Source organism: Hydrogenophaga pseudoflava, assembly GCF_031020795.1.
GTDB lineage: Bacteria > Pseudomonadota > Gammaproteobacteria > Burkholderiales > Burkholderiaceae_C > Hydrogenophaga > Hydrogenophaga pseudoflava_A.
Genome location: NZ_JAVHJP010000001.1, coordinates 242,449 through 264,190, shown reverse-complemented (window position 1 = coordinate 264,190; position 21,742 = coordinate 242,449). Strand labels below are relative to the sequence as shown.

Below are 21,742 nucleotides of genomic sequence, written 5' to 3'. Positions count from 1 at the left end.
CCCCGCGCCGACTAGACTGGCCGCTGGAACAGGAGTTGTGCGCCGTGGGAAGCAATGATTTTCTGGACGTGATGCAGGAGCTGGTGGCCTTTGTGCGCGTGGCGGAGGCGGGCAGCTTCTCGGCCGCCGCGCGGGCGCAGGGCGTGACGCCCTCGGCCATCAGCCGCCAGGTGGCGCGGCTGGAAAAAGCGTTGGGTCTGGCCCTGCTGCAGCGGACCACGCGCCAGCTGCGCCTGACCGACGCCGGCCTGGCGGTGCTGGAACACGGCCGCGCCATGGTGGCCGCGGCGCGCGCCACGCTGGAAGTGGCCGAGGGCCATGTCGACGTGCCGCGCGGGCGGGTGCGCATCAGCGCGCCCAAGGCCTTTGCGCGCCAGGTGCTGCACCGGCCGGTGCTGGAGTTTTTGCAGCGCTACCCCGAAGTGGACGTGCACTTTCTGGTGCAGGACCGGCCGGTGGACGCGCTGCGCGAAGGCGTGGACCTGGTGGTGCGCCTGACCGACGACCCGCCGCCGGGCATGGTGGCGCGCGCGCTGTGCCCGGTGCAGCAGTGGGTGGTCGCCAGCCCGGCCTACCTGGCCGCGCAGCCGCCGGTGCACACGCCCGACGACCTGATGGCGCACAGCTGCATCGCCCTGGGCGAGCAGGAGCGCGACGGGCGCTGGCGCTTCGTGCGGGGGGACGAAGCCGTGGAAGTGGCGGTGACCGGCCGCTACACCGTCAACCACAGCGAGATGCGGCTGGCCGCGGTGGAGGCCGGGCTGGGCATCGGTTGCATGCCCGACTTCGGCGCGCGCGCCGCGATCGCCGAGGGGCGCGTGGTGCGCCTGCTGGCCGACTGGACCTTCGACACCCGCTACCAGGGCACGGCCTACCTGCTGTTTGCGGCCTCTCGCCACACCGCACCCAAGGTGCGTGCGCTGATCGACCACCTGGTGGCTGCGCTGGTGCCGGGCGCTCAGCCCGGCTGACCCGGCCTGTCCGGCAGCAGCGCGGCCAGCGTCTGCAGCGTGTCGGCCTCGTCGACCGGCTTGTCCTCGCGCCAGCGCAGCATGCGCGGAAAGCGCACCGCGATGCCGCTCTTGTGGCGCGGGCTGCGTGCGATACCCTCGAAGCCCAGCTCGAACACCAGCGTGGGCCGGACGCTGCGCACCGGGCCGAAGCTTTCGATGGTGGTGGCGCGGATGATGGCGTCCACCTTGGCCATCTCGGCGTCGCTCAGGCCCGAGTAGGCCTTGGCAAACGGCACCAGCGCGCGGCCTTCGGTGCCGGACGGTGCGTTCCAGACGGCGAAGGTGTAGTCGCTGTACACGCTGGCGCGGCGGCCGTGGCCGCGTTGTGCGTAGATCAGCACCGCGTCCACGCTCATCGGGTCGATCTTCCATTTCCACCAGGTGCCCGCGGCCTTGGTGCGGCCCACGCCGTAGCCGCTGCCGCGCTGCTTGAGCATGAAGCCTTCGGTGCCGCGTTCGCGGGCTTCTTCGCGCAGCGCGGCGAGATCGACCCATGTGGCGCCGGTGAGCACCGGGCTGGCGATCAGCAGCGGGTGGTTCAGGTCCTGCACCAGCGCATCCAGCGCGGCGCGGCGCGCGTGCAGGGGTTGCTCGCGCAGGTCCTGGCCATCACGTTCGATCAGGTCGTAGGCCAGCAGGGCCACCGGCAGCTCGCGAAGGATCTTGGGGCCCAGGGTCTTGCGGCCGATGCGCTTCTGCAGGTCGGCAAACGGCTGCGGTGCCCCCTCGCGCCACACCACGATCTCGCCATCGAGCACCGTGCCCTCGGGCAGGGCCTCGCCGAGTGCGGCGAGCTCGGGAAAGCGCTCGGTCACCAGCTCTTCGCCGCGCGACCACAGCCACACCTGACCCGCGCGTTTCACCAACTGCGCACGGATGCCGTCCCACTTCCACTCCACCTGCCAGTCTGTGGGCGGGCCCAGCAGCTCGTCGAAGCGGCCCAGCGCTTCGTTGAACGGGTGCGCGAGGAAAAAGGGGTAGGGCTGGCCGCTGGTCTGCTGGTTCTGTTCGGTGGCGCTCTCCGGCGCCACCAGCGCGGCGTAGTCGGCCGCCGAGGGCTGGGCACCGATGTGGGTGTAGCCCATGAGCCGCTGCGCCACGCGTTTGGCGTCCACGCCGGCCACAGTCGCCAGCGCCTGGGTCACCTGCAGCTTGGAGACCCCGACGCGGAAGCCGCCAGTGATGAGCTTGAAGTAGACGAAGCGCTGGTCGTCGGGCAGGGCGTCCCACTGCGCGCGCAGGCGTTCGGCCAGCGTCTCGGGCGGCAGGCCGCGCAGTGGCAGCAGGTGCCGGGTCAGCCATTCGGCCAGGCCGCGGTCCACCGGTGCCGTCGCCGGGGGCAGCAGCAGCGACACGGTTTCGGCCAGGTCGCCCACGGTCTGGTAGCTCTCTTCGAACAGCCACTCGGGCAGACCCGCCGCGGCCTGCGCCAGCTCGCGCAGCGTGCGCGTGGGCACGGTCTGGCGCGGTTTGCCGCCGGCCAGGAAGTACACCGCCCAGGCCGCGTCTTCGGCCGAAGCTTCTGCAAAGTAGCGCTGCAGCGCGGCCTGCTTCTCGCGCGTGGCGGTGCTGGCGTCCAGCTCGCGGTAGAGCGCGGCGAAGCGCTTCATGCCATGGGCTCCACCGGTTCGCTCTTGTCCGCCACGTCTTCTTCGCCGTACTCGGTCTCGAAGGCCTGCGCGTCCAGGCCCTGCTCGGTCAGCCAGCGCACCAGCACCGGCACGCTGCCGTGCGTCACGCGGATGTGTTCCGCCCCGGTCGCTTTGATCGCGCTCATCAGCCCCGGCCAGTCCGCGTGGTCGGACATGACGAAGCCCCGGTCCACACCGCGCCGCCGCCGCGTGCCGCGCACCAGCATCCAGCCGCTGGCGAAAGCGTCCACCGCGTCGGCGCCGAAACGCTTCATCCACGGTGTGCCCTGGGCCGAGGGAGGGGCGAGCACCAGCGCGCGCTGCAGCGCGGTCTTGTCCAGTTCGGTCACGCGGTGCGTGGGCGGCAGCTCGACACCCGCCGCGCGGTACACCGCGTTCAGCGGCTCCACCGCGCCGTGCACGACGATGGGGCCGATGCTGGCGTCCACCCCGTGCAGCAGCCGCTGCGCCTTGCCGAAGGCGTAGCACAGCAACACCGAAGCGCGGCCTTCGTCGGCGTTGCGGCGCCACCAGGCGTTGATTTCGTCGTACAGCACGGCCTGTGTGGGCCAGCGGTAGATGGGCAGGCCGAAGGTGGATTCGGTGATGAAGGTGTCGCAGCGCACCGGTTCGAACGGGGTGCAGGTGCCGTCGGCCTCGGTCTTGTAGTCGCCCGAGGCCACCCAGACGCGGCCGCCATGTTCCAGCCGCACCTGGGCCGAGCCCAGCACATGGCCGGCCGGGTGCAGCGACAGTCGCACGCCGTGGTGTTCGATGACCTCGCCGTAGTCCAGCGTCTGCAGCGCGATGTCGCTGCCCAGGCGCTGGCGCAGCGTGCCCGCGCTATGTGTGTGCGCCAGGTAGTGCGCGTGGCCCCAGCGCGCGTGGTCCGAGTGGCCGTGCGTGATCACGGCGCGCTCCACCGGCCGCCACGGGTCGATGAAGAAGTCGCCCGCCGGGCAGTAGAGGCCTTCGGGTCGGGCGACGATGAGGTCGGAAGCGGTGGCGGTGGGGGTGGCGGCCATGGCGTGTGCCAGTGTGCCGCAGGCGGCCAGCGAAGCCCCTGCGGTCCCTGCAGAAACCCCAGGGGTGTCGGCCTCGGGCAGCCGGGTCTCTGTCAGACTGCGCGCCGGTCGCACGCTGCGGGCCACAACCGTCGTGCAAAGGAGGCGTATGTCTGGGGGTGACTGGAAAGAGATGTTCAATGCCGGTTGCGCGGGCGACCTGGCGCTGGTGGAACACCACGTGAAGTCGGGCGTCGACGTGAACTACGCCCACCCGGAGTTCCTGTCCACCCCGCTGGTCGCGGCCATTCTGGCGGGGCAGGAAGCGGTGGCCCTGTACCTGCTGGACCATGGTGCCAACCCGGCCCTGGCGTCCGAGTTCGATGCCGCCACGCCGCTGCAGGCCGCCCGGCAGATGGGGCTGGTGGCGGTGGAAGAGAAGCTGTACGCGATGGGCGTGCCCCGGCCGCCCGCTGGCGCCGGCGAGCCGCTGGCCAGCCCGGCATCGAGAACGCTGGCGCTCGCCGCGGCGGTGGTGTACCTGGCCCTGTTCGTGTCGCTGGTCATGGGCGTGGTCTACGGCCTGGGCCTGCACTGCGAGGGCTTCGGCTGCATGGGCCTGGGGGTCTACTGGTTCACCTGGTCGGTGGTGTACGCCGTGTCGGGCCTGATCGGCCTGTGGGCGCGCTCACTCACGCGGAGCGCGGCGGTTGCCGGGGGGCTGGTGCGATGGGCGGTTCGTCTGCACCTTCTCATGGGGCTGGTCCTGCTGGTGCTCTGGTGGATCAGCACCTGAGGTGTTGATCCGGTTGACCGCCCCGCCTCTGCCGGGCACAGTCAGCAGCCTGTTCTTTCAAGGAGGTTCCCATGCCCGCGAGTCCCCACGCCATCAGCTGGTTCGAGATTCCCGCCAGCGACTTCGCCCGCGCCAAGGCGTTCTACGAGGCCGTGCTCGGCCGCCCCATCGAGACCATGACCATGGGGCCGTCCACCATGGGGTTCCTCTCCAGCAGCCCCGAGGCCATCGGCGGTGCCATCGTGCACGGCGACGGTACCGCGCCGTCCCAAAGCGGCACCCTGGTCTACCTCAACGGCGGCGACGACCTTGCGGTGATGCTGGCCCGGGTGGCGCCCGCAGGTGGCACGGTGGCCGTGCCCAAGACCGACATCGGCAACGGCTTCGGCTTCTTCGCCCACTTCATCGACACCGAAGGCAACCGCGTCGGGCTGCATTCGATGGGGTGACGGGCATTACTTTTTTTGTGTGCCGAACCTTCCGGGGAGGCGGTGCTGGTCAAGTTGGCGAAATGGGAGTGGTCCGCTTTGAGTCTGCGACGAGTTTTTCTGGGCCGAAGCCTGGCGTGGGCCGTGATAGGCCTTGGTTTGCAGGGGTGCCGATCGCCTCTGCTGCGCTATTCGATGCCGTCGGCGGCGGAGGGTGAGTTCAGTCCGTCTGAGGTGGACCGTCTCCTCGCGAAAGAGATCGAGAAGTTGTCCCCACCGTCTCTAGACAAACCCTTGAAGGCCATCACCGTGGTAGCGCCCGACTACCCCAAATGGATTTCGAAAGTGCACTCGGGCAGCGTCCTGATTCGGTTCACGATCAATCCGCTGGGGCTGGTGACTGGCGTGACGCCGAGGCCGGATGACAACCCGGAGTTGGTCCGGTTGATGACCGAAGCGCTGGAGACCTGGCGGTTCGAGCCGCCGCTGCGCGACGGAAAGCCCACCTCCGTCCGCATGAACCTGCCGTTCCGTTTTGCCGTGCAATGACCGTTGTCAGACGGTTCAGCCGCGCAACGTCGCCCGCGCGGGTGACAGCATCTCCGCCGTCAGACCGCACCCGCTGACGTGCGCCGGCAGCGGCAGCCCGCGCACCAGCGCCGCGCAGGCCTCGCCCATGGCCGCGCTGGTCTGGATGCCGTAGCCGCCCTGTGCGGCGCACCAGAAAAAGCCCTCGGCTGTCGCATCGAAGCCGCCCACCAGCTCGCCATCGGCCACGAAGGAGCGCAGCCCGGCCCAGGTGTGGGTGGGGCGCGGCGAGAGGGTGGTCCAGGTCTCGAGCGCGTGCAGGCCGAGCGCGATGTCCAGCTCTTCCGGCTGCACGTCCTGCGGGTGCGTGGCGTCCTGGTTGACCGGCGAGGCGAGCAGGGCACCCGCATCGGGCTTCATGTAGAAGCTCTCGTCGGCGGCCAGCAGCAGCGGCCAGCGAGCCGTGTCGGTGCCGGCCGGTGGCAGGAAGGTGAAGGCGGTGCGGCGTTTGGGCACCAGGCCGATGGGCGCCACGCCCGCCAGCTGCGCCACCGCATCGCACCAGGCGCCCGCGGCGTTGATGAGCACCGGCGCCGCGTATTCGGCACCTGCTGCTGTGCGCACCCGCCACAGGTCACCACGGCGTTCGATGGCCACCACCTCCGCGTCGCACACCAGCGTGCCACCCGCGCGCCGCAAGCCGCGCAGGTAGCCCTGGTGGATGGCGTGCACGTCCATGTCGAAACTGTCCGGTTCGTATATCGCGGCGGTCACCTTCTCCGGCCGCAGCGCAGGCACCATGGCCAGCGCCTCGCTTGCGTCCAGGCGGCGCCCGCGCGGGCTGGTCTGCTGCAGGGTGGCCCAGGCCTCGTCGAGGTGATTCATTTCGTCCGGCCCGGCCACCGTCAGCAGGCCGCGCGGCGTGAGCAGGGGGGCCTCGGCAAAACCCGGCGGCGGGTTCTGGAAGAAGGGTTCACTGGCCCGCGAGAGCGCGCGCACCTGCGCCGGCCCGTAGCTGGCGATGAACTGCGCCGCCGAGCGCCCGGTGCTGTGGTAACCCGGCTGGCTTTCGCGTTCGAGCACCACGCAGCGGCCGTGCGGCGCTAGGAAGTGGCCGGTGGAGGCGCCTGCAATGCCGGCGCCGAGGATGAGGAAATCGGTTGAGGTGGCGGTCATGGCAGGATATTGACATGACCACACGCCATGTTCTCTTCCTCGTCGCCTCCACCCGCGAACCCGGCCATGTCGGCAACACCGAATGGTTGGCCCGGCAGGCTGCGGCCAGCCTGCCCGCCGACACGACCCAGACCTGGGTGTACCTCGCCCGCGCAGGCATCCCAGAGTTTGTCGACCAGCGCCACACCGTGGGCAGCTACCCCATGCCGGACGAGGGCTCTGTGATGCGCCAGTTGCTGGACCAGACCCTGGCCTGCACTGACCTCGTCCTCGTCGCGCCGGTCTACTGGTTCAGCTTCCCCAGCACGCTCAAGGCCTACCTGGACCACTGGAGCGCCTGGCTGCGTGTGCCGGGGCTGGAGTTCAAAGCGCAGATGAGCGCCAAGCGCCTGTGGCTGGTCACCACCAACGGCGATCGGGCCAAGGCCCAGCCCATGATCGACTCGACCGCGATGTGCGCCAGGTTCCTGGACATGCCGCTGGCCGGGGTGTTGTGGGGCAAGGGTGGGCCGCCGGAGGCGGTGAAGGAGGACGTGGGGGCGGTGGAGATGGCTCGAGGTTTTTTGAGCTGAACCGCTCTATGGCGAACCATCAGGCTCAACTCGCTGCACCGCATCGGCGGATCCTGGCTGCGCTGGCGGATGCCTTGCTGCTGGCTTTGTCAGGTTTTGTACTCGCGGATGTGATCGACTGGCTCGGGGTGCCAGAGGAACCAATATTTCTGATCCTTTACGCGCTCTACCACGCAGCCTTTCTCTATCTGTGGAAAGGTCAAAGTCCTGGACGATGGCTGATGGGCATATGTGTCGTCACCACATCACTTGGATCCGTATCCATGCTGCAGGCATTGGGCCGCTCGTTTTTCCGGGTGGTGGTTTATGTGGCGCTCGGTGAGTTGCTGATGACCTTCCCAGTCGACGACATCAATCTCTTGTTGGCCTATTCGATCGTGGCTGCTTGGCCTGCACTGGAGCTCTTCCTGATGTACCGTTTGCCGTCCCGGCAAAGCTTGGCCGACTTGTGGAGCCAAACCTTGGTTGTGAGCGTTCCTCCGGTACAACCCCACCGGGCACCGGCAGGCCCGATGTACAGCGAGGTGGATGCGGAGTTTGGTGGTGCGCCTCGACGTGGACCTCGGTGATTCGGAACTTTTTTCGAAGAAAGGGCGACGGTCACCCGTCGCCCTTTTCATGTCTGAACCCCTCCGTCGCCATCAGGTGAGAAAGCTCTTCACTTTCTCAAGGCCCCCGTTCGTTCGGCCAGGGCTTGTGCCTAAAGGCCAGCTATGTCCCACCGTTCGCAAAGTCATGGGGGCGTCTGAAGCGGCCTGCTGGCTGCGGGCCACTGGCGTTGTAGTTGATTCCGCGACCCCTGAGATAGACACGTCCGAAGACACTGGTGTCAGCCGCGATTCCGTTGACACCGCCATAGCGGTGTTGATCGTCGACGATTCGGGACCAGGAGGCACCCATGTCGACGGATTGATAAACGGCTTCGACGCCGTTGATCGTTCCAATGAGATAGACCGTGGCTGAATGCACCGATCCCGGAGCAGGCGCTCCGAGTGCGACCTTGATGGCGCCATGCACATTGGTGTACTCCACGCCCACCGTTGCCATGCCGGTCAGCATCGTCCAGGTGATGCCTGAGTCCACCGAGCGCCACAGGTTGTTCGCGTCCGCCAGCCAGACGTCGCCTTCGACGAAGGGATTCACGGCCAGGCCGGTGACACCGTTTCCGTTTGGCGCCCAGGTGCGTGCGCTCGATGCAAAGGTGCGCCCGCCATCGGTCGAGGTATAGAACCTGGCGCTGTTGGATGGGTACCACCAGTTGCCGCCGTGGTCATAGGCGTAGACCTTGAGCGGGTTCTTACGATCAGCGGCGATGTGATAGGCCACAGCCGGTTTCGGCAGGTTCGTGGCCGTCCAGGAGACGCCCCGGTTGGTCGAGTAGTACGGAACTTCGCCCTTGATCGCCCAGATGATGTTGGCGCCGTTGGCGGTGACGGCAACCTTGGACTCGTCACCGGTCGAGGTCGCCACAGGAGGCACGCTCGGGAAGATCGTCCACGTGAGACCCGCGTCCGTGCTGTACACCCCCTTGGACGTGCCGAAGGTTCCGACGGCGGCGATGAAGGACGGCGTGTTCCAGGCCATGTCGATGCCGGTGCCGTTGCCCCCGCTGCCGCTGAGCTGCGCCGTCGGTGAACGGGTCGGCGACGTAGTCAGCGAGGTGTGCACGAACATGCCGGTGTCGCCGTGCCCGCTGGCCAGCACGTAGGGAGCGCCTGGTGGTGGCGCGGCCATCGCGAGGTTGACCATCTCCTCGATCCCCTCGACATCGTATTTCCAGCGCGGAAGCGCCGCCGAGAAGGCTTCGGTGGTGGACATGATGCCGCCGCCAAGCACGTACGACACGTTGTCCGGGTTGAACGGATCGATGTCCAGGTCGTCGACCCATCCCCAGTAGCCGGTGCCGTCGTGGTAGTTGAGGCTGCCGCCGGTGTCGCCGGAGCGTCCGAATTCCTGCCAGGTCGCGCCGCCATTGGACGAACGCATCGCGATCTGGATCCAGCCTTCGTCGCCCCAGGTGCCCGAGACGCCGAAGACGACCTTGGTCGACGCGCCCGAGCCGTGCACCGAAAGCCCGCCAATGCCGCCGTAGTACTGGCCTTCACCCGAGGCGATCAGCTTGGTCCAAGTGGTGCCGTCGAACTTGTAGAGCATTGATGGCGCACTGCTACCGGGACCGGAGCTGGAGGCAAACGGTATGTACAACACGCCGTCCCCGGCGCGCGCCAAATGTGGGATGTAGACGTCGGCCCCGAGCGCGGTGGTGGCGGCCGCCGGAATCGGCACGCCCGTCCAGCTGGTGCCGCCGTTGGTCGACTTGTAGAGGTAGTGGGTGAGCCCGGCCAGGTTCTTGTAGTCGGGCGCGACACCGACGTAGATCGTCTGCGTCGCGCTCCCCGAAGCCGTGAAGCCGGACGTTGGAACCGTGACGTCAAACACCACGAACTCGACGCCGACCGGGCTGCCGCCGTTGGCGCTGTCCCGCTGGGTGTTGTTCATCACGAACGACGACAAGGACGTGACCTGGCTCCAGTTCAACCCGCGGTCCGCGCTCTTCCACAGGCCGGCTGTGCGTGACGCGTAGAACAGTGTGGTTGGCTGGTTGGGGTCAACCATCAACCGCTCACCGATCGCACGGCCCTGGTTGTTCGATCCAACCGGAAAAGGCAGGGTCACGTGGTCCCATGTGCGGCCCTGGTCTGACGAGTAATAGAAGCGCCCATTCCCGTACTGCACGGCCATGCTGGTGGTCATGTAGACGCGGTTCGGGTCGGTCGGATCGACGGCCATGCTTTCCGCACCCTGGTGCCCTCCGTCGGGCCGGCCAAAGTGATCGGTCAGCGCAGTCCAGATCGATTTGGCATGGTCCCATCGGTACACACCCATCACGTCGGTGCGGGCGTAGCGTAGGTTGGGCACGGTGGGGTGGTAGATGATGCCGGGCACATAACCACCACCGCCCATTTTGACGGTCGTCCAACGCCTCGTCAGTTGAAGCCATTGCGGGCTGTGTGCCGGAGGCGCTTTGGATCCGCTGGTCCTGTGGACCATATTCCAGTGGGCTGTCGATCCGTTGTCCTCAGCGGTCGCCACCACTTCTCCGAGAGGCGGCGCCGAACGGTTGGTCGGCGCCGAGGCCGATGTTCCGCCTCCACAGGCCACGAGCTGCGCCAGCACAAGGCCTGTGAACCAGAGGCGAGGCACCTTCCAGAAGCGCCCGCGCGCCAGGGTGGGCTTGTGTTTGAGGAGGGCAAGCGGGAATCTCTGACACTGGTTCACGGGTGTCTTTCTATCGGGGGATCGAACGAAGTATTTTCGTCGACCAAATCGACCCCGGTAGTCGCCTGATGCCTTCCTCCCCCTCCCCGTTTCCGCCCCCCCGGCGCGAATCAGCTGAAAAAGCTCTTCGCTTTCTCGAACCAGCCCTTGTCGTTCGGGCTGTGCTTGTGGCCGCCCTTCTTGAACGACTCGTCGAGTTCCTTGAGCAGCTTGCGCTGGTGTTCGGTGAGTTTGACCGGCGTCTCCACCGCCACGTGGCAGTACAGGTCGCCCGGGTAGCTGCTGCGCACGCCCTTGACGCCCTTGCCGCGCAGGCGGAAGGTCTTGCCGCTCTGCGTGCCTTCGGGCAGGTCGATGGTGGCCTTGCCCTGCAGCGTGGGCACGTCGATCTCGCCGCCGAGCGCAGCGGTGGTCATGCTCACCGGCACCTGGCAGTGCAGGTCGTCGCCCTCGCGTTCGAAGATGTCGTGCTTGCGCAGCCGGATCTCGATGTAGAGGTCGCCGGCCGGGCCGCCGTTCTGGCCGGGTTCGCCGTTGCCGCTGGAGCGGATGCGCTGGCCGTCGTCGATGCCCGCGGGAATCTTGATCTCCAGCGTCTTCTGCTTCTTGATCTTGCCCTGGCCGTTGCAGGTGGTGCAGGGCTCCGGAATGATCTTGCCGCTGCCGTGGCAGTGCGGGCAGGTCTGCTGCACGCTGAAGAAGCCCTGGCGCATCTGCACCACGCCCTGTCCGTGGCAGGTGGTGCAGGTCTTGACGCTGGTGCCCGGCTTGGCGCCGGTGCCCTTGCAGGTTTCGCAGTCGTCCCAGCTGGGGATGCGGATCTGCGTCTCCTTGCCGGTGGCCGCTTCTTCCAGCGTGATCTCCATGGCGTAGGACAGGTCGGCGCCGCGGTAGACCTGCCGGCCACCACCGCCACGGCGCGAGCCGCCGAAGATGTCGCCGAAGATGTCGCCGAAGGCCTCGCCGAAACCGGCAAAACCCTCCGCGCCGGGGCCGCCCGGGCCGCGCATGTTGGGGTCCACACCCGCGTGCCCATACTGGTCGTAGGCCGCCTTCTTCTGCGGGTCCGACAGCATCTCGTAAGCCTCTTTGGCCTCCTTGAACTTCTCTTCGGCGCCCTTGGCGGCGTCACCCTGGTTGCGGTCCGGGTGGTACTTCATCGCCAGCTTGCGATACGCCTTCTTGATCTCGTCGTCCGAAGCGTTCTTGGGCACGCCCAGCACTTCGTAAAAGTCGCGTTTGGCCATGGTGGTCAATCGGGGTTCTGTTGAGCACAAACGCCGCGCCAGGTTGCCCCGACGCGGCGGTAACGGTCAATCGGCGGGGCGGCCGATCAGCCCTTCTTCACTTCCTTGACTTCGGCGTCGACGATGTCGTCGTCCTTGGCGCTGGACGAGGCACCGGCGCTGGCCTGCTCGGCACCACCGGCGGCACCCGCCGCGGCCGCGGCTTCGGCCTGCGAGGCGGCGTACACCTTCTCGCCCAGCTTCTGGCTGGCGGTCATCAGGGCCTCGGTCTTGGCTTCGATGGCGGCCTTGTCGTCGCCCTTGGCGGCTTCTTCCAGGGCCTTGATCGCGTCCTCGATGGCGCTCTTTTCAGCGGCTTCGAGCTTGTCGCCGTGTTCGCCCAGGCTCTTCTTGACGCTGTGCACCGAGGCTTCGGCCTGGTTGCGGGCCTGCACCAGTTCGACCTTCTTGTGGTCTTCGGCGGCGTTCAGCTCGGCGTCCTTCACCATTTGCTGGATCTCGGCTTCCGACAGGCCCGAGTTCGCCTTGATGGTGATCTTGTTTTCCTTGCCGGTACCCTTGTCCTTGGCGCCCACGTGCAGGATGCCGTTGGCGTCGATGTCGAAGGTCACTTCGATCTGCGGCATGCCGCGCGGTGCGCTGGGGATGCCTTCGAGGTTGAATTCGCCCAGCAGCTTGTTGCCGGCGGCGATTTCGCGCTCGCCCTGGAACACCTTGATGGTCACGGCCGGCTGGTTGTCCTCGGCGGTCGAGAAGACCTGCGAGAACTTGGTCGGGATCGTGGTGTTCTTGGCGATCATCTTGGTCATGACGCCGCCCATGGTCTCGATGCCCAGGGAAAGCGGGGTCACGTCCAGCAGCAGCACGTCCTTGCGGTCACCGGAGAGCACCTGGCCCTGGATGGCGGCGCCCACGGCCACGGCTTCGTCGGGGTTCACGTCCTTGCGCGGGTCCTTGCCGAAGAATTCCTTGACCTTCTCCTGCACCTTGGGCATGCGGGTCATGCCGCCGACCAGGATCACGTCGTGGATGTCGCTGACGCTGATGCCGGCGTCCTTGATGGCGGTGCGGCAGGGTGCAATCGTGCGTTCGATCAGCTCTTCCACCAGGGCTTCCAGCTTGGCGCGGGTCAGCTTGATGTTCAGGTGCTTCGGGCCCGAGGCGTCGGCCGTGATGTAGGGCAGGTTGATGTCGGTCGCGGCGGAAGAGGACAGCTCGATCTTGGCCTTCTCGGCGGCTTCTTTCAGGCGCTGCAGGGCCAGCACGTCCTTGCTGAGGTCAACGCCTTGCTCCTTCTTGAACTCGCCGATGATGAAGTCGATGATGCGCTGGTCGAAGTCTTCGCCGCCCAGGAAGGTGTCGCCGTTGGTGGAGAGCACCTCGAACTGCTTTTCACCGTCAACGTCGGCGATTTCGATGATGGACACGTCGAAGGTGCCGCCGCCCAGGTCGTACACGGCGATCTTGCGGTCGCCCTTGTCCTGCTTGTCCAGGCCGAAGGCCAGGGCCGCAGCGGTGGGCTCGTTGATGATGCGCTTGACTTCCAGACCGGCGATGCGGCCGGCGTCCTTGGTGGCCTGGCGCTGGGCGTCGTTGAAGTAGGCCGGCACCGTGATCACGGCTTCGGTCACGGGCTCGCCCAGGTAGTCCTCGGCGGTCTTCTTCATCTTGCGCAGGATGTCGGCGGAGACCTGCTGGGCCGAGATCTTCTTGCCGCGCACTTCCACCCAGGCGTCGCCGTTGTCGGCGGCCACGATGGAGTAGGGCATCAGGTCGATGTCCTTCTGCACTTCCTTCTCGGTGAACTTGCGGCCGATCAGGCGCTTGATGGCGTAGAGCGTGTTCTTGGGGTTGGTCACGGCCTGGCGCTTGGCCGAGGCGCCGACCAGCACTTCACCGTCTTCCTGGTAGGCCACGATCGACGGCGTGGTGCGTGCACCTTCCGAGTTCTCGATCACCTTGGTGGTGTTGCCTTCCATGATGGACACGCAGCTGTTGGTGGTGCCCAGGTCGATGCCGATGATTTTTCCCATGTTCTGCTCCGTTTTCGAAAGTTTGAATAAGTGTGTGGGGTGGGTGTGGACCCGTTGTGGAGGAGGTGTGGATAACCGGTGAAAATTTCAAGCCCGGCCGGCCACGTTTTGTGTCCTTACTTGGGCGCTGCCACGGTCACCAGGGCCGGGCGCAGCACGCGCTCGGCGATCAGGTAGCCCTTCTGCAGCACGGTCACCACGGTGTTGGTGGGCTGGTCGGCCGGCACCAGGCTGATGGCCTGGTGCTGGGCGGGGTCGAACCTGGCGCCGACCTCGGGCGCAATCGCCACCACCTTGTTGCGCTCCAGGGCGCTGCGCAGCTGCTTGAGCGTGGCCTCCGAGCCCTCGCGCAGCTGTTCCAGGGTCGCTTCCTGGATGGCCAGGCCGGCCTCGAAGCTGTCGAGCACCGGCAGCAGGCCTTCGGCAAAACTCTCCACCGCGAATTTGCGAGCCTTGGCCATTTCCTCTTCGGCTCGGCGCATGGTGTTCTGGGCCTCGGCCTTGGCGCGCAGGAACTGCTCGGCGAGTTCGGCGTTCTTGGCCTTGAGCTCGGCGACCTCGTTGGTCAGGGCGGCCAGCGCATCGGCTTCGGTCGCTGCGGCGGCGGCCAGGGCTTCTTCAGGGCTCTGCGGGGCCTGGGCGGCTTGTTCGGCGGGGTTCTGGGCTTGGGTCATGTCAAAAGTTCAAATAAATCAAGGGCGTAAAACGCCGTGCGCGGTAGTTTGGGACGCGGCCGATCGGTTCAAGGGGTGACAGCCAAAAACACGCGGTGGCGGTGAGAATCGGGGCTTTTTTGCACGGAAGCCCGTCATGAAACTCTTTCGCCACGGCCCGCTGGGTGCCGAGAAACCCGGTCTGATCGATGCCAACGGCGGGCTGCGCGACCTTTCGGGCGTGGTGGCGGACATCGCCGGCACCGTGCTCGGGCGTGATTCTATGGCCCGGCTGCGGGCGCTCGACCCGGCCCGCCTGCCCGAGGTGCCGGCCGGCACGCGCCTGGGCGCCTGTGTCGGGGGCGTGGGCAACGTGGTCTGCATCGGCCTGAACTATTCCGATCACGCGGCCGAGGCCGGCATGAAGGCGCCGGGCCAGCCCATCGTCTTCAACAAGCACAACGGCGCCATCAGTGGCCCGGACGACGACGTGTGGCTGGCCCCCGGCTCGCAGAAGCTGGACTGGGAGGTGGAACTGGGCATCGTCATCGGTGAGCGGGCGTTTCATGTCAGCGAAGCGGACGCCTTGCAGCACGTGGCCGGTTTCTGCCTGGTCAACGATGTGTCCGAACGCGCCTACCAGATCGAATACGAAGGCCAGTGGACAAAGGGCAAGAGCTACCCCACGCACTGCCCCATCGGCCCCTGGCTGGTGACGCCCGACGAGCTGGGCGACCCGCAGGACGTGGACCTGTGGCTGGAGGTGAACGGCGTGCGCCGCCAGAGTGGCAACACCCGCACCATGATCTTCGGTGTGGCGCAGATCGTGAGTTACCTCAGCCGCTTCATGGCGCTGCAACCCGGCGACGTGATTCCCACCGGCACGCCGCCGGGCGTGGGCATGGGCCAGAAGCCGCCGCTGTTCCTGCAGGCGGGCGACGTGGTGACGCTCGGTGGGCGGGGGCTGGGCCGGCAGCAGCAGCGGGTGGTGCAAACCCCCTGAGGCGGTGTCAGGGCGCGTGGGAGGGCTGTGCGGCGGCGGAGACCGCCATCGCCGCCCGGGCCTGCTGCTGGGCCCAGCGTCCGGCGAACTGCTGCACATCGACCATGCGGCGCGCCAGGTCGGCACCCTGGTGGGTGAGGCGGTAGCCGTCGCCGGTGTGGTCCACCAGCCGGGCGGCGCGCAGTTCCTTCAGGCGCGTGTTGAGCGTGTTGGGGGTGACGCCGCCGATGCTGTCCTGAAGCAGGCGGAAGGTCTGGGGGTGCCCGTCGCTCAAGGCCCAGATCACACGCATCGCATAGCGCGACTCGAGCAGGTCGAACAGCTGAATGACCGCCGCATGGTCTTTGGCACTCATGGTTTGTCTCCTGGACCAGCCTTCTGCGTCGAGGCTTGAAACCACTATACGGCGGGCGCTACCAGTTCGCTAGCTGGAAAGCCAGCCCCACCGGGAAAGCACGGTCGGGATTTACCCGGATTGCGGGATGGGGCCCCCACGCTCCACCGCTGCGCGGGTCGCTGCCCCCCAAGGGGGCTGATCCGGCTTGGGGCGGCCCGGCGCCGGATCAATGGCCTTGGTACACCTTGCGCAGAAGGTCCTTGAGCGTGGTCAGCTCCTGGGCCGACAGGCGGCTGGCCACGTCCCGTTCCAGCTTCGTTGCCGTGGCCTGGGCGTCCTTCTGCAGCTTGCGGCCGGCGGGCGAGAGGTGCAGGCCCTGGGCGCGGCGGTCGGTCGGGTGCGGGCGGCGCTCGATCAGGCCGCGCTTGTCCAGGCTTTTGATCATGCCCACGAGGTTGGGCGGCAGGATGTCCAGCGCCGCGCAGATCTGGCGCGAGGTGATGCCGGGGTTGTGGGCAATCAGCGTGAGCACCGAAAAGTCGACCGGGCGCAGGCCGTACGGCGCCATGCGCTGCAGGAACACACCGATGACCGCCAGCGCGGCGCGCCGGGCGTTGTAGCCCAGCAGGGATTCGAGGTAGCTGGTGTCGATCCGGCCCTCGGCGTCTGCATCGGGCATGGCGCGGGCCGCACCCGGTTCGGCGGTCTTGCGGGGGGTGCGCGGGCGGCGCAGGGCGTTGGCGACAGACGTTTCGGGCATGGGTGCTGAGGATACCGGTATCGCGCCGCGAGCTGGCAGGGGCATCACCCCGCCAGGGTGCTCTCCATCATGGCCACGCGCATGCCGAACTCCGGCCAGACCCAGCGCCAGAAGCCGGTCTGTGCGGTTCGCCAGCGCGGCGTGTCGGCGCCGGGGGTGGCCCCGATGCGGGCCCAGGCCCAGGCCATCAGCAGCAGGGCCACGGCGCGCAGGAAGTCGTCGGCCAGCCAGTGCGGCAGATCGGCGGGCGCGTCCTTCGCCGTGGCGCGGGGCAGCAGGCGTTCGCACAGCAGGGTGGCAAAGCGGTCGATCTGTGCCTTCACCCGGCCGGACTGTTCGTCGCCGCCCAGTTCACCGGACAGCTCGCCCAGCAGTGCCAGCAAGGCGGCACCGCCGTCGGGCAGGGTCTTGCGCAGCAGCAGGTCGATGGCCTGGATCTCGTTCGTGCCCTCGTAGATCATGGCCACGCGCGAGTCGCGCACGATCTGCTCGATGCCCCATTCGCGCACGAAACCGTGGCCGCCGAAGACCTGCAGGCAGGCGCTGGCGCCGTGGAAGGCCTGGTCGGTCCAGGCGGCCTTGAGCACCGGGGTGACCAGCGCACACCAGCGGCCGGCGGCCTCGCGGCGCTCGGCGCCGTCGTGGTGCTTGAGGATGTCCAGTTCCAGTGCCGTGCGGTAGGCCACGACGCGGCCGGCGTCGATCCAGGCGCGCTGTGCGTCGAGGATGCGGCGCATGGCCGGGTGCTGCTCGATGAGATCAGCTTCGCCCGCTTTCGCCGAGCCGCCAGGCGCGCGCATCTGGCGGCGCTCCTTGCTGTACGCATCGGCCTTCTGCCAGGCGGCTTCCAGCAGGCCGATGCCCTGCAGGCCCACGTGCAGCCGGGCCGCGTTCATCATCACGAACATCGCGTTCAGGCCCTTGCCGGGCTCGCCGACGATCCAGCCGGGCGCCTCGTCGAAGCGCATCACGCAGGTCGGGCTGCCGTGCAGGCCCATCTTTTCCTCGATGCGCTCGCAGACCGAGGCACTTCGGGTCCCGTCTTCGTAGAACTTCGGCACCAGGAACAGCGACAGGCCCTTGGGGCCGGGCGGCGCGTCGGGCAGGCGCGCCAGCACCAGGTGCACGATGTTGTCGGTCAGGTCGTGTTCGCCGCCCGAGATGAAGATCTTGGTGCCGCTCAAGGCAAAGCGGCCGTCGGCCATCGGCACGGCCTTGGTGCGGCACAGGCCGAGGTCGGAGCCGGCGTGCGGCTCGGTCAGGCACATGGTGGCCAGCCACTCGCCGGTCGCCACCTTCTCCAGATAGCGCGCCTTGAGTTCGTCGGACGCGTGGTGCTTGATGCACTCGTAGGCGCCGTGCAGCAGACCGGGCGCCATGGTCCAGCCGTGGTTCGCAGCGCTGAGCATCTCGTAGAGCATGGCCTCCAGCACCGCAGGCAGGCCCTGGCCGCCGTCCTCGGGCGCGCAGGCCAGGGCTGGCCAGCCGGCCTGCCAGAAGGCCTGGTAGGCCTCGCGGAACCCCGGGGGCATGGTGACCGCGCCGTCCCTGAACTGCGCGCCGATCTCGTCGCCGTCGCGGTTGAGCGGCGCCACGACCTCGGCCACGAACTTGCCCGACTCTTCGATCACCTGCTGCATCAGGTCGGCTTCGGCCCCCTCGGCGGCGTAGGGGGGCAGGGCCTGCAGCTGTTGCGGGGCCTGCAGCACGGACTGCAGGACGAAGGCCATGTCGGCGGTGGCGGGCTGGAAGTGGTTCACGGTGTGCAGAGAAGCGGAGAGAGAGAAAACGTCAGCGGCCGCCGGTGGCGTCCTGTGCCTTGTCGGGCGAGCCTTCGAGTCCGGCCAGCAGCGCCTGGTTGCTGCCGGGAATGACCATCCGGAACTTGTTGTCGACCACGGTGTAGTCGTAGTAGCCCATGCGCGCGATGGGCTGGATCTTGAGCACGTCGACCAGGCCGTTGCCGTCGATGTAGGCGTCGTCGATGTGGATGCCGACCACGCGGCCGAACACCACATCGACCGTGCCCATGGGCGGGCGGCCGGGGAAGCGCACGGTGTTGAGGTACTCGCACTCGAACTGGATCGGCGAGCCCTTGATGCGCCTGGGCTTCACGAGCCGGCTCTCCAGCTTCTCCAGCCCGGCGCGCTCGAACTCGTCGACACCGGGTGGCAGCTCCTCGGCGCTGATGTTGACCGCCTCGCGCAGCGCATACGTGGCCATGTTCCAGACGAACTGGCCCATCTGCTCGGCGTTGCGCACCGAGTCCTTGCGCTCGCCCTGCGTGCTCTGGTTGGCGCTGAACATGACGATGGGCGGGTCGAAGGTGACGTTCTGGAACTGGCTGTAGGGCGCGAGGTTGTCGCGGCCCTGCGCGTCCACCGTGGAGATCCAGCCGATGGGACGCGGGATCACGCAGGACTTGAACGGGTCGTGCGGCAGGCCGTGGGGGGTCTTGCCCGGTTCGTAGTACATGGTGGAACTCCGTTCGGTGGACGCCGGGGGATCAGCGGCAGGCGAAGCTGGACGCGTCTTCCACCGGCCCGGACCCCTTGTAGGTCGCGACCGTGGGGTAGGCGCACAGCGGTCGGCTGCGGTTGGGTGCCCAGCCGGCCGGCAGCTCCTTGTTTTCCCCGCCCGGGTTGCCGGCACCGCGCGCAGTGGCCTTCACGGCCTGTGGCGCTTCACCCTGCTCGACCCACTTCACCAGCGGCGAGAGCAGGTCGAACTGGTCGGTGGCCGGACCGCCGCTGCAGTGCGCCATGCCCGGCACCGGGAAGTAGCGCGCGAAGCGGTCGGCCTGGCCGCCCAGGGCCTGGTCCAGGCGCAGCATCCACTGGCGCGTGTCTTCGGCGGAGAAGATCGCGTCGGCCACGCCGTGGTAGACGATCATCTTCGCGCCGCGGTCCTTGAGCTTCGCCAGGTTCACCGGTTTCTCGTGACCGGGTGGCGTCATCAGCGACAGGCCGGACTCGCGGTAGACCTCGCTGGTGGCGCTGAACATCGGCAGGCGTGCGTTGATGTCGACCTTGAGCGGGTCGAACATGCCCGGCGGCACGCTGAACACGGTGCCGACCGACAGCGGATCGAGCGCCACCGAGTTGGCGAACTTCCAGGTGCCCCAGTTGTCGCCCGCCAGGCCAGGGTCGTAAGCGAAGGCCGAGTAGATCGGCGCGCCGGAAGTGGTGCGACCACCGGCGAACACGCTGGCGACCACTTCTTTCTGAGCCGCGCTCAGGCACGAGCCGTTGCGCTCGCCGGAGCAGGTGGGCACGTCGGTCTTGAGGCTGAACGCGGCCTGGCAGGCTTGTGTGGCCTGGACCATGCCGTCCTTGGCGCCGTCGAGCGCATCGCACTTGCCCAGGATGGCGTCGGCCACGAGCTGCCGCTCGGCCTTGGTGAAGGCGCCGCTCAGGTCGGGGATCTTCGCGCTGGGGTTGAGCGGGTGCTGGGTGGTCGCACCGGGCACGGCCAGGGGGGCCCACTGCTGAGCACCCCAGAGCTGGGCCAGGGCGGCGTTGGGCAGACGGTAGCCAGGCGCGCCGACCAGGTAGCCGTCGTAGGCCTGGCCGCGCGCGGCCTCGACCAGCGCGTGGCGACCACCGTTGGAGCAGCCGCCCAGGTAGGAGCGGTCCGGTCCCTTGCCATAGGCCGCGGCGATCAGGGCCTTGGCCATGGGCGTGAGCTTGGCCACGGCCTGGTAGCCATAGTCCAGGCGCGACTGCGGCTCCAGACCGAAGTAGGGCGTTTGAGGACCCGAGTGCCCGGCGTCGGAGCTGATGACGGCAAAGCCCTGCATCAGCGCGCCGGTCAGGGGGCCGCCGCCCAGTGCGCCGTCGGCCGTCTTCACAGAGCCGTCCAGCCCGCCGTTGCCCTGGTAGTAGAAGCGCCCGTTCCAGGCCTTGGGCAGGCGCATCTCGAAGCCGATGGCGTAGTCGCGGCCGTCGCTGCCTTTGCGTTTGTGCATGGCGCCTTTGACCAGACAGTGTTCGGCCACCGGCTGCTCGGCGAGCTTGAGTGTGCCGGTTGTCTGGACGGCGGCCGAGTCCAGCGAAGTCTGGTCGTGGCGGAAGCTGGCGGCCAGGGTTTCGCACTGCTGCAGGGTGGCCCCCCGGGCAGCGCCGGTGGTACCGGTGGGGGACGCCGGTCCCATCTGGGAACAGGCGCTCAGCGCGAGCGCAGGAAGGGCCGCCAGGGCCAGGCGGCGGGGAGCGGGGGAACGCATCATGAAAGGCCTCGTGAGGTAAGGGCTGCGGACAGGGCGGATCAGGACTCGGCGGTGAAACCGATCTTCTTGACCAGCGGGCCCCAGAAGTCGTGGTAGTACTTCATGCTCTTGGCCATGTCTTCGGGCGATCCGCCGACCGGCACCATGGCCGAGAGGGCCAGGCTGTCGATGACCGTCTTTTCCTTGAGCGCCGCGTTGATCGCCTGGTTGGCGTTGGTGATCACCTGGGCCGGCGTCTTGGCCGGCGCGTAGAAGCCGAACCACTCCTCGACCACGAGATCCGGGAAGCCCTGCTCCGCAAAGGTGGGCACCTCGGGCACGAAGGCCGAGCGCTGCTTGCCGGAGGTGGCGATGATGCGCAGCTTGCCGGCCTTGTGGTTGGGCAGGAAGTCGCCGTGCGGCGTGAACATCGAGGCGAGCGCACCACCGATCACATCGGTGATGCCCGGGATGGAGCCGCGGTAGGGTACGTGCTTGAGTTCGACGCCCGATTCGATGCCCAGCAGCGCGCCCAGGAAGTGCGGCGTGGAACCGGCGGCGGGCGAGCCGTAGTTGGCCAGGTTGGGGTTGGCCTTGCACCAGGCCAGGTAGTCCTTCACCGTCTTCACCGAGGCCGGCACCATCGGGCCGACCGCCAGGCCGTGCGAGAGCATCGAGGCCATCGCCACCGGCACCAGGTCCTTGAACGGGTCGTAGCTCAGCTGCTTGTAGATGTGCGGGTAGATCGACATCATCGAATACGGCGTGAGCAGCAGCGTGGCGCCGTCGGGAGCGGCGTTCTTCACCGTCTCCACCGCAATGCGGCCGGCGGCGCCGGTCTTGTTCTCCACCACCGCGGCGTTCTTGGTGTACGCCGTGCCGCCCAGCTTGTCGCCGATGCGGCGGCTGGTCACGTCGGCGCTGCCGCCGGCGGGAAAGCCGTTGACGATCTTGACCTGTTCGAGCCCCTGGGCGTGGGCGCTCTGCAGGCCCAGGCCGGCCAGCAGGGTGGAGGCGGCGGACGCCTGGATGAACTGACGGCGGGCGATGCTCATGGTGTTGTCTCCGGTTGTGG

At 67.8% G+C, this 21,742-nt stretch carries 20 protein-coding genes; 7 read left to right on the top strand and 13 right to left on the bottom strand.

The window, feature by feature from the left end; genetic code table 11:
- Window positions 1–44: 44 nt before the first annotated feature.
- Window positions 45–971 (top strand): LysR family transcriptional regulator, encoded by a 927-nt coding sequence (locus RCO38_RS01260; RefSeq protein ID WP_308326495.1) that lies wholly within the window; start codon window positions 45–47, stop codon window positions 969–971.
- Here the strand turns inward: RCO38_RS01260 and RCO38_RS01255 are convergent.
- Both RCO38_RS01255 and RCO38_RS01250 read right to left on the bottom strand, forming a co-directional pair.
- Window positions 959–2,623 carry an ATP-dependent DNA ligase gene (locus RCO38_RS01255; protein WP_308326494.1) on the bottom strand — a complete coding sequence of 555 codons (1,665 nt, stop codon included), beginning with the start codon at window positions 2,621–2,623 and terminating at the stop codon, window positions 959–961. The two genes, RCO38_RS01260 and RCO38_RS01255, sit on opposite strands and share 13 nt — an antisense overlap.
- A complete protein-coding gene (locus RCO38_RS01250) occupies window positions 2,620–3,669 on the bottom strand; it encodes a ligase-associated DNA damage response exonuclease (protein WP_308326493.1) in 1,050 nt (349 codons plus the stop codon). The genes RCO38_RS01255 and RCO38_RS01250 overlap by 4 nt, the downstream gene beginning before the upstream one ends.
- A gap of 148 nt (window positions 3,670–3,817) precedes the next feature.
- Here RCO38_RS01250 and RCO38_RS01245 point away from each other — a divergent pair, with 148 nt between their 5' ends.
- From RCO38_RS01245 to RCO38_RS01235, 3 genes are all read left to right on the top strand, one after another.
- The gene (locus RCO38_RS01245) at window positions 3,818–4,444 is read left to right on the top strand and encodes a hypothetical protein (RefSeq protein WP_308326492.1); all 627 of its coding nucleotides are present in this window, start codon (window positions 3,818–3,820) and stop codon (window positions 4,442–4,444) included.
- Window positions 4,445–4,515: 71 nt separating this feature from the next.
- Window positions 4,516–4,893 (top strand): VOC family protein, encoded by a 378-nt coding sequence (locus RCO38_RS01240; RefSeq protein WP_308326491.1) that lies wholly within the window; start codon window positions 4,516–4,518, stop codon window positions 4,891–4,893.
- 273 nt (window positions 4,894–5,166) lie between these two features.
- Window positions 5,167–5,421 (top strand): TonB family protein, encoded by a 255-nt coding sequence (locus tag RCO38_RS01235; protein WP_308326490.1) that lies wholly within the window; start codon window positions 5,167–5,169, stop codon window positions 5,419–5,421.
- 15 nt (window positions 5,422–5,436) lie between these two features.
- On the opposite strand, the gene RCO38_RS01230 is transcribed toward RCO38_RS01235, so the two are convergent.
- Window positions 5,437–6,576, bottom strand: a complete 1,140-nt coding sequence (locus RCO38_RS01230; RefSeq protein WP_308326489.1) for an NAD(P)/FAD-dependent oxidoreductase — start codon at window positions 6,574–6,576, stop codon at window positions 5,437–5,439.
- 14 nt (window positions 6,577–6,590) lie between these two features.
- Here RCO38_RS01230 and RCO38_RS01225 point away from each other — a divergent pair, with 14 nt between their 5' ends.
- On the top strand, window positions 6,591–7,148 hold the full coding sequence (locus tag RCO38_RS01225) for a flavodoxin family protein (protein ID WP_308326488.1): 558 nt from the start codon (window positions 6,591–6,593) through the stop codon (window positions 7,146–7,148).
- Window positions 7,149–7,156: 8 nt separating this feature from the next.
- Complete coding sequence (locus RCO38_RS01220; RefSeq protein WP_308326487.1) at window positions 7,157–7,717, top strand: RDD family protein; 561 nt, start codon at window positions 7,157–7,159, stop codon at window positions 7,715–7,717.
- Between the two features lie 142 nt (window positions 7,718–7,859).
- Here RCO38_RS01220 and RCO38_RS01215 read toward each other — a convergent pair whose 3' ends face one another.
- The 4 genes from RCO38_RS01215 to grpE form a co-directional block, all read right to left on the bottom strand.
- Window positions 7,860–10,427 (bottom strand): dockerin, encoded by a 2,568-nt coding sequence (locus RCO38_RS01215; RefSeq protein WP_308326486.1) that lies wholly within the window; start codon window positions 10,425–10,427, stop codon window positions 7,860–7,862.
- 110 nt (window positions 10,428–10,537) lie between these two features.
- Window positions 10,538–11,674, bottom strand: a complete 1,137-nt coding sequence (dnaJ, locus tag RCO38_RS01210) for a molecular chaperone DnaJ (protein ID WP_308326485.1) — start codon at window positions 11,672–11,674, stop codon at window positions 10,538–10,540.
- Between the two features lie 86 nt (window positions 11,675–11,760).
- A complete protein-coding gene (dnaK, locus tag RCO38_RS01205; protein WP_308326484.1) occupies window positions 11,761–13,707 on the bottom strand; it encodes a molecular chaperone DnaK in 1,947 nt (648 codons plus the stop codon).
- A gap of 116 nt (window positions 13,708–13,823) precedes the next feature.
- On the bottom strand, window positions 13,824–14,381 hold the full coding sequence (gene grpE / locus RCO38_RS01200; RefSeq protein ID WP_308326483.1) for a nucleotide exchange factor GrpE: 558 nt from the start codon (window positions 14,379–14,381) through the stop codon (window positions 13,824–13,826).
- Window positions 14,382–14,517: 136 nt separating this feature from the next.
- Between grpE and RCO38_RS01195 the strand changes: the two genes are divergently transcribed.
- Entirely contained in the window at window positions 14,518–15,363 is an 846-nt protein-coding gene (locus RCO38_RS01195) for a fumarylacetoacetate hydrolase family protein (RefSeq protein WP_308326482.1), read from the top strand.
- Between the two features lie 7 nt (window positions 15,364–15,370).
- Here RCO38_RS01195 and RCO38_RS01190 read toward each other — a convergent pair whose 3' ends face one another.
- From RCO38_RS01190 to RCO38_RS01165, 6 genes are all read right to left on the bottom strand, one after another.
- On the bottom strand, window positions 15,371–15,718 hold the full coding sequence (locus tag RCO38_RS01190) for a winged helix-turn-helix transcriptional regulator (protein ID WP_308326481.1): 348 nt from the start codon (window positions 15,716–15,718) through the stop codon (window positions 15,371–15,373).
- Window positions 15,719–15,926: 208 nt separating this feature from the next.
- Window positions 15,927–16,460 (bottom strand): MarR family winged helix-turn-helix transcriptional regulator, encoded by a 534-nt coding sequence (locus tag RCO38_RS01185; protein WP_308326480.1) that lies wholly within the window; start codon window positions 16,458–16,460, stop codon window positions 15,927–15,929.
- A 44-nt stretch (window positions 16,461–16,504) separates the two neighbouring features.
- Entirely contained in the window at window positions 16,505–18,190 is a 1,686-nt protein-coding gene (locus RCO38_RS01180) for an acyl-CoA dehydrogenase family protein (RefSeq protein ID WP_308327304.1), read from the bottom strand.
- Between the two features lie 61 nt (window positions 18,191–18,251).
- Window positions 18,252–18,935, bottom strand: coding sequence for a flavin reductase family protein (locus RCO38_RS01175; protein WP_308326479.1), 684 nt, complete (start codon window positions 18,933–18,935; stop codon window positions 18,252–18,254).
- A 31-nt stretch (window positions 18,936–18,966) separates the two neighbouring features.
- A complete protein-coding gene (locus tag RCO38_RS01170; protein WP_308326478.1) occupies window positions 18,967–20,688 on the bottom strand; it encodes a tannase/feruloyl esterase family alpha/beta hydrolase in 1,722 nt (573 codons plus the stop codon).
- A 38-nt stretch (window positions 20,689–20,726) separates the two neighbouring features.
- Window positions 20,727–21,722, bottom strand: coding sequence for a Bug family tripartite tricarboxylate transporter substrate binding protein (locus tag RCO38_RS01165; RefSeq protein WP_308326477.1), 996 nt, complete (start codon window positions 21,720–21,722; stop codon window positions 20,727–20,729).
- Between the last annotated feature and the right edge of the window lie 20 nt (window positions 21,723–21,742).

Coding starts and splice junctions, on each gene's coding strand:
- RCO38_RS01255 (WP_308326494.1), bottom strand. CDS start 2,623: ATGAAGCGCTTCGCCGCGCTCTACCGCGAGCTGGACGCCAGCACCGCC.
- RCO38_RS01250 (WP_308326493.1), bottom strand. CDS start 3,669: ATGGCCGCCACCCCCACCGCCACCGCTTCCGACCTCATCGTCGCCCGA.
- RCO38_RS01245 (WP_308326492.1), top strand. CDS start 3,818: ATGTCTGGGGGTGACTGGAAAGAGATGTTCAATGCCGGTTGCGCGGGC.
- RCO38_RS01240 (WP_308326491.1), top strand. CDS start 4,516: ATGCCCGCGAGTCCCCACGCCATCAGCTGGTTCGAGATTCCCGCCAGC.
- RCO38_RS01230 (WP_308326489.1), bottom strand. CDS start 6,576: ATGACCGCCACCTCAACCGATTTCCTCATCCTCGGCGCCGGCATTGCA.
- RCO38_RS01225 (WP_308326488.1), top strand. CDS start 6,591: ATGACCACACGCCATGTTCTCTTCCTCGTCGCCTCCACCCGCGAACCC.
- RCO38_RS01220 (WP_308326487.1), top strand. CDS start 7,157: ATGGCGAACCATCAGGCTCAACTCGCTGCACCGCATCGGCGGATCCTG.
- dnaJ (WP_308326485.1), bottom strand. CDS start 11,674: ATGGCCAAACGCGACTTTTACGAAGTGCTGGGCGTGCCCAAGAACGCT.
- dnaK (WP_308326484.1), bottom strand. CDS start 13,707: ATGGGAAAAATCATCGGCATCGACCTGGGCACCACCAACAGCTGCGTG.
- grpE (WP_308326483.1), bottom strand. CDS start 14,381: ATGACCCAAGCCCAGAACCCCGCCGAACAAGCCGCCCAGGCCCCGCAG.
- RCO38_RS01195 (WP_308326482.1), top strand. CDS start 14,518: ATGAAACTCTTTCGCCACGGCCCGCTGGGTGCCGAGAAACCCGGTCTG.
- RCO38_RS01190 (WP_308326481.1), bottom strand. CDS start 15,718: ATGAGTGCCAAAGACCATGCGGCGGTCATTCAGCTGTTCGACCTGCTC.
- RCO38_RS01185 (WP_308326480.1), bottom strand. CDS start 16,460: ATGCCCGAAACGTCTGTCGCCAACGCCCTGCGCCGCCCGCGCACCCCC.
- RCO38_RS01180 (WP_308327304.1), bottom strand. CDS start 18,190: ATGGCCTTCGTCCTGCAGTCCGTGCTGCAGGCCCCGCAACAGCTGCAG.
- RCO38_RS01175 (WP_308326479.1), bottom strand. CDS start 18,935: ATGTACTACGAACCGGGCAAGACCCCCCACGGCCTGCCGCACGACCCG.
- RCO38_RS01170 (WP_308326478.1), bottom strand. CDS start 20,688: ATGATGCGTTCCCCCGCTCCCCGCCGCCTGGCCCTGGCGGCCCTTCCT.
- RCO38_RS01165 (WP_308326477.1), bottom strand. CDS start 21,722: ATGAGCATCGCCCGCCGTCAGTTCATCCAGGCGTCCGCCGCCTCCACC.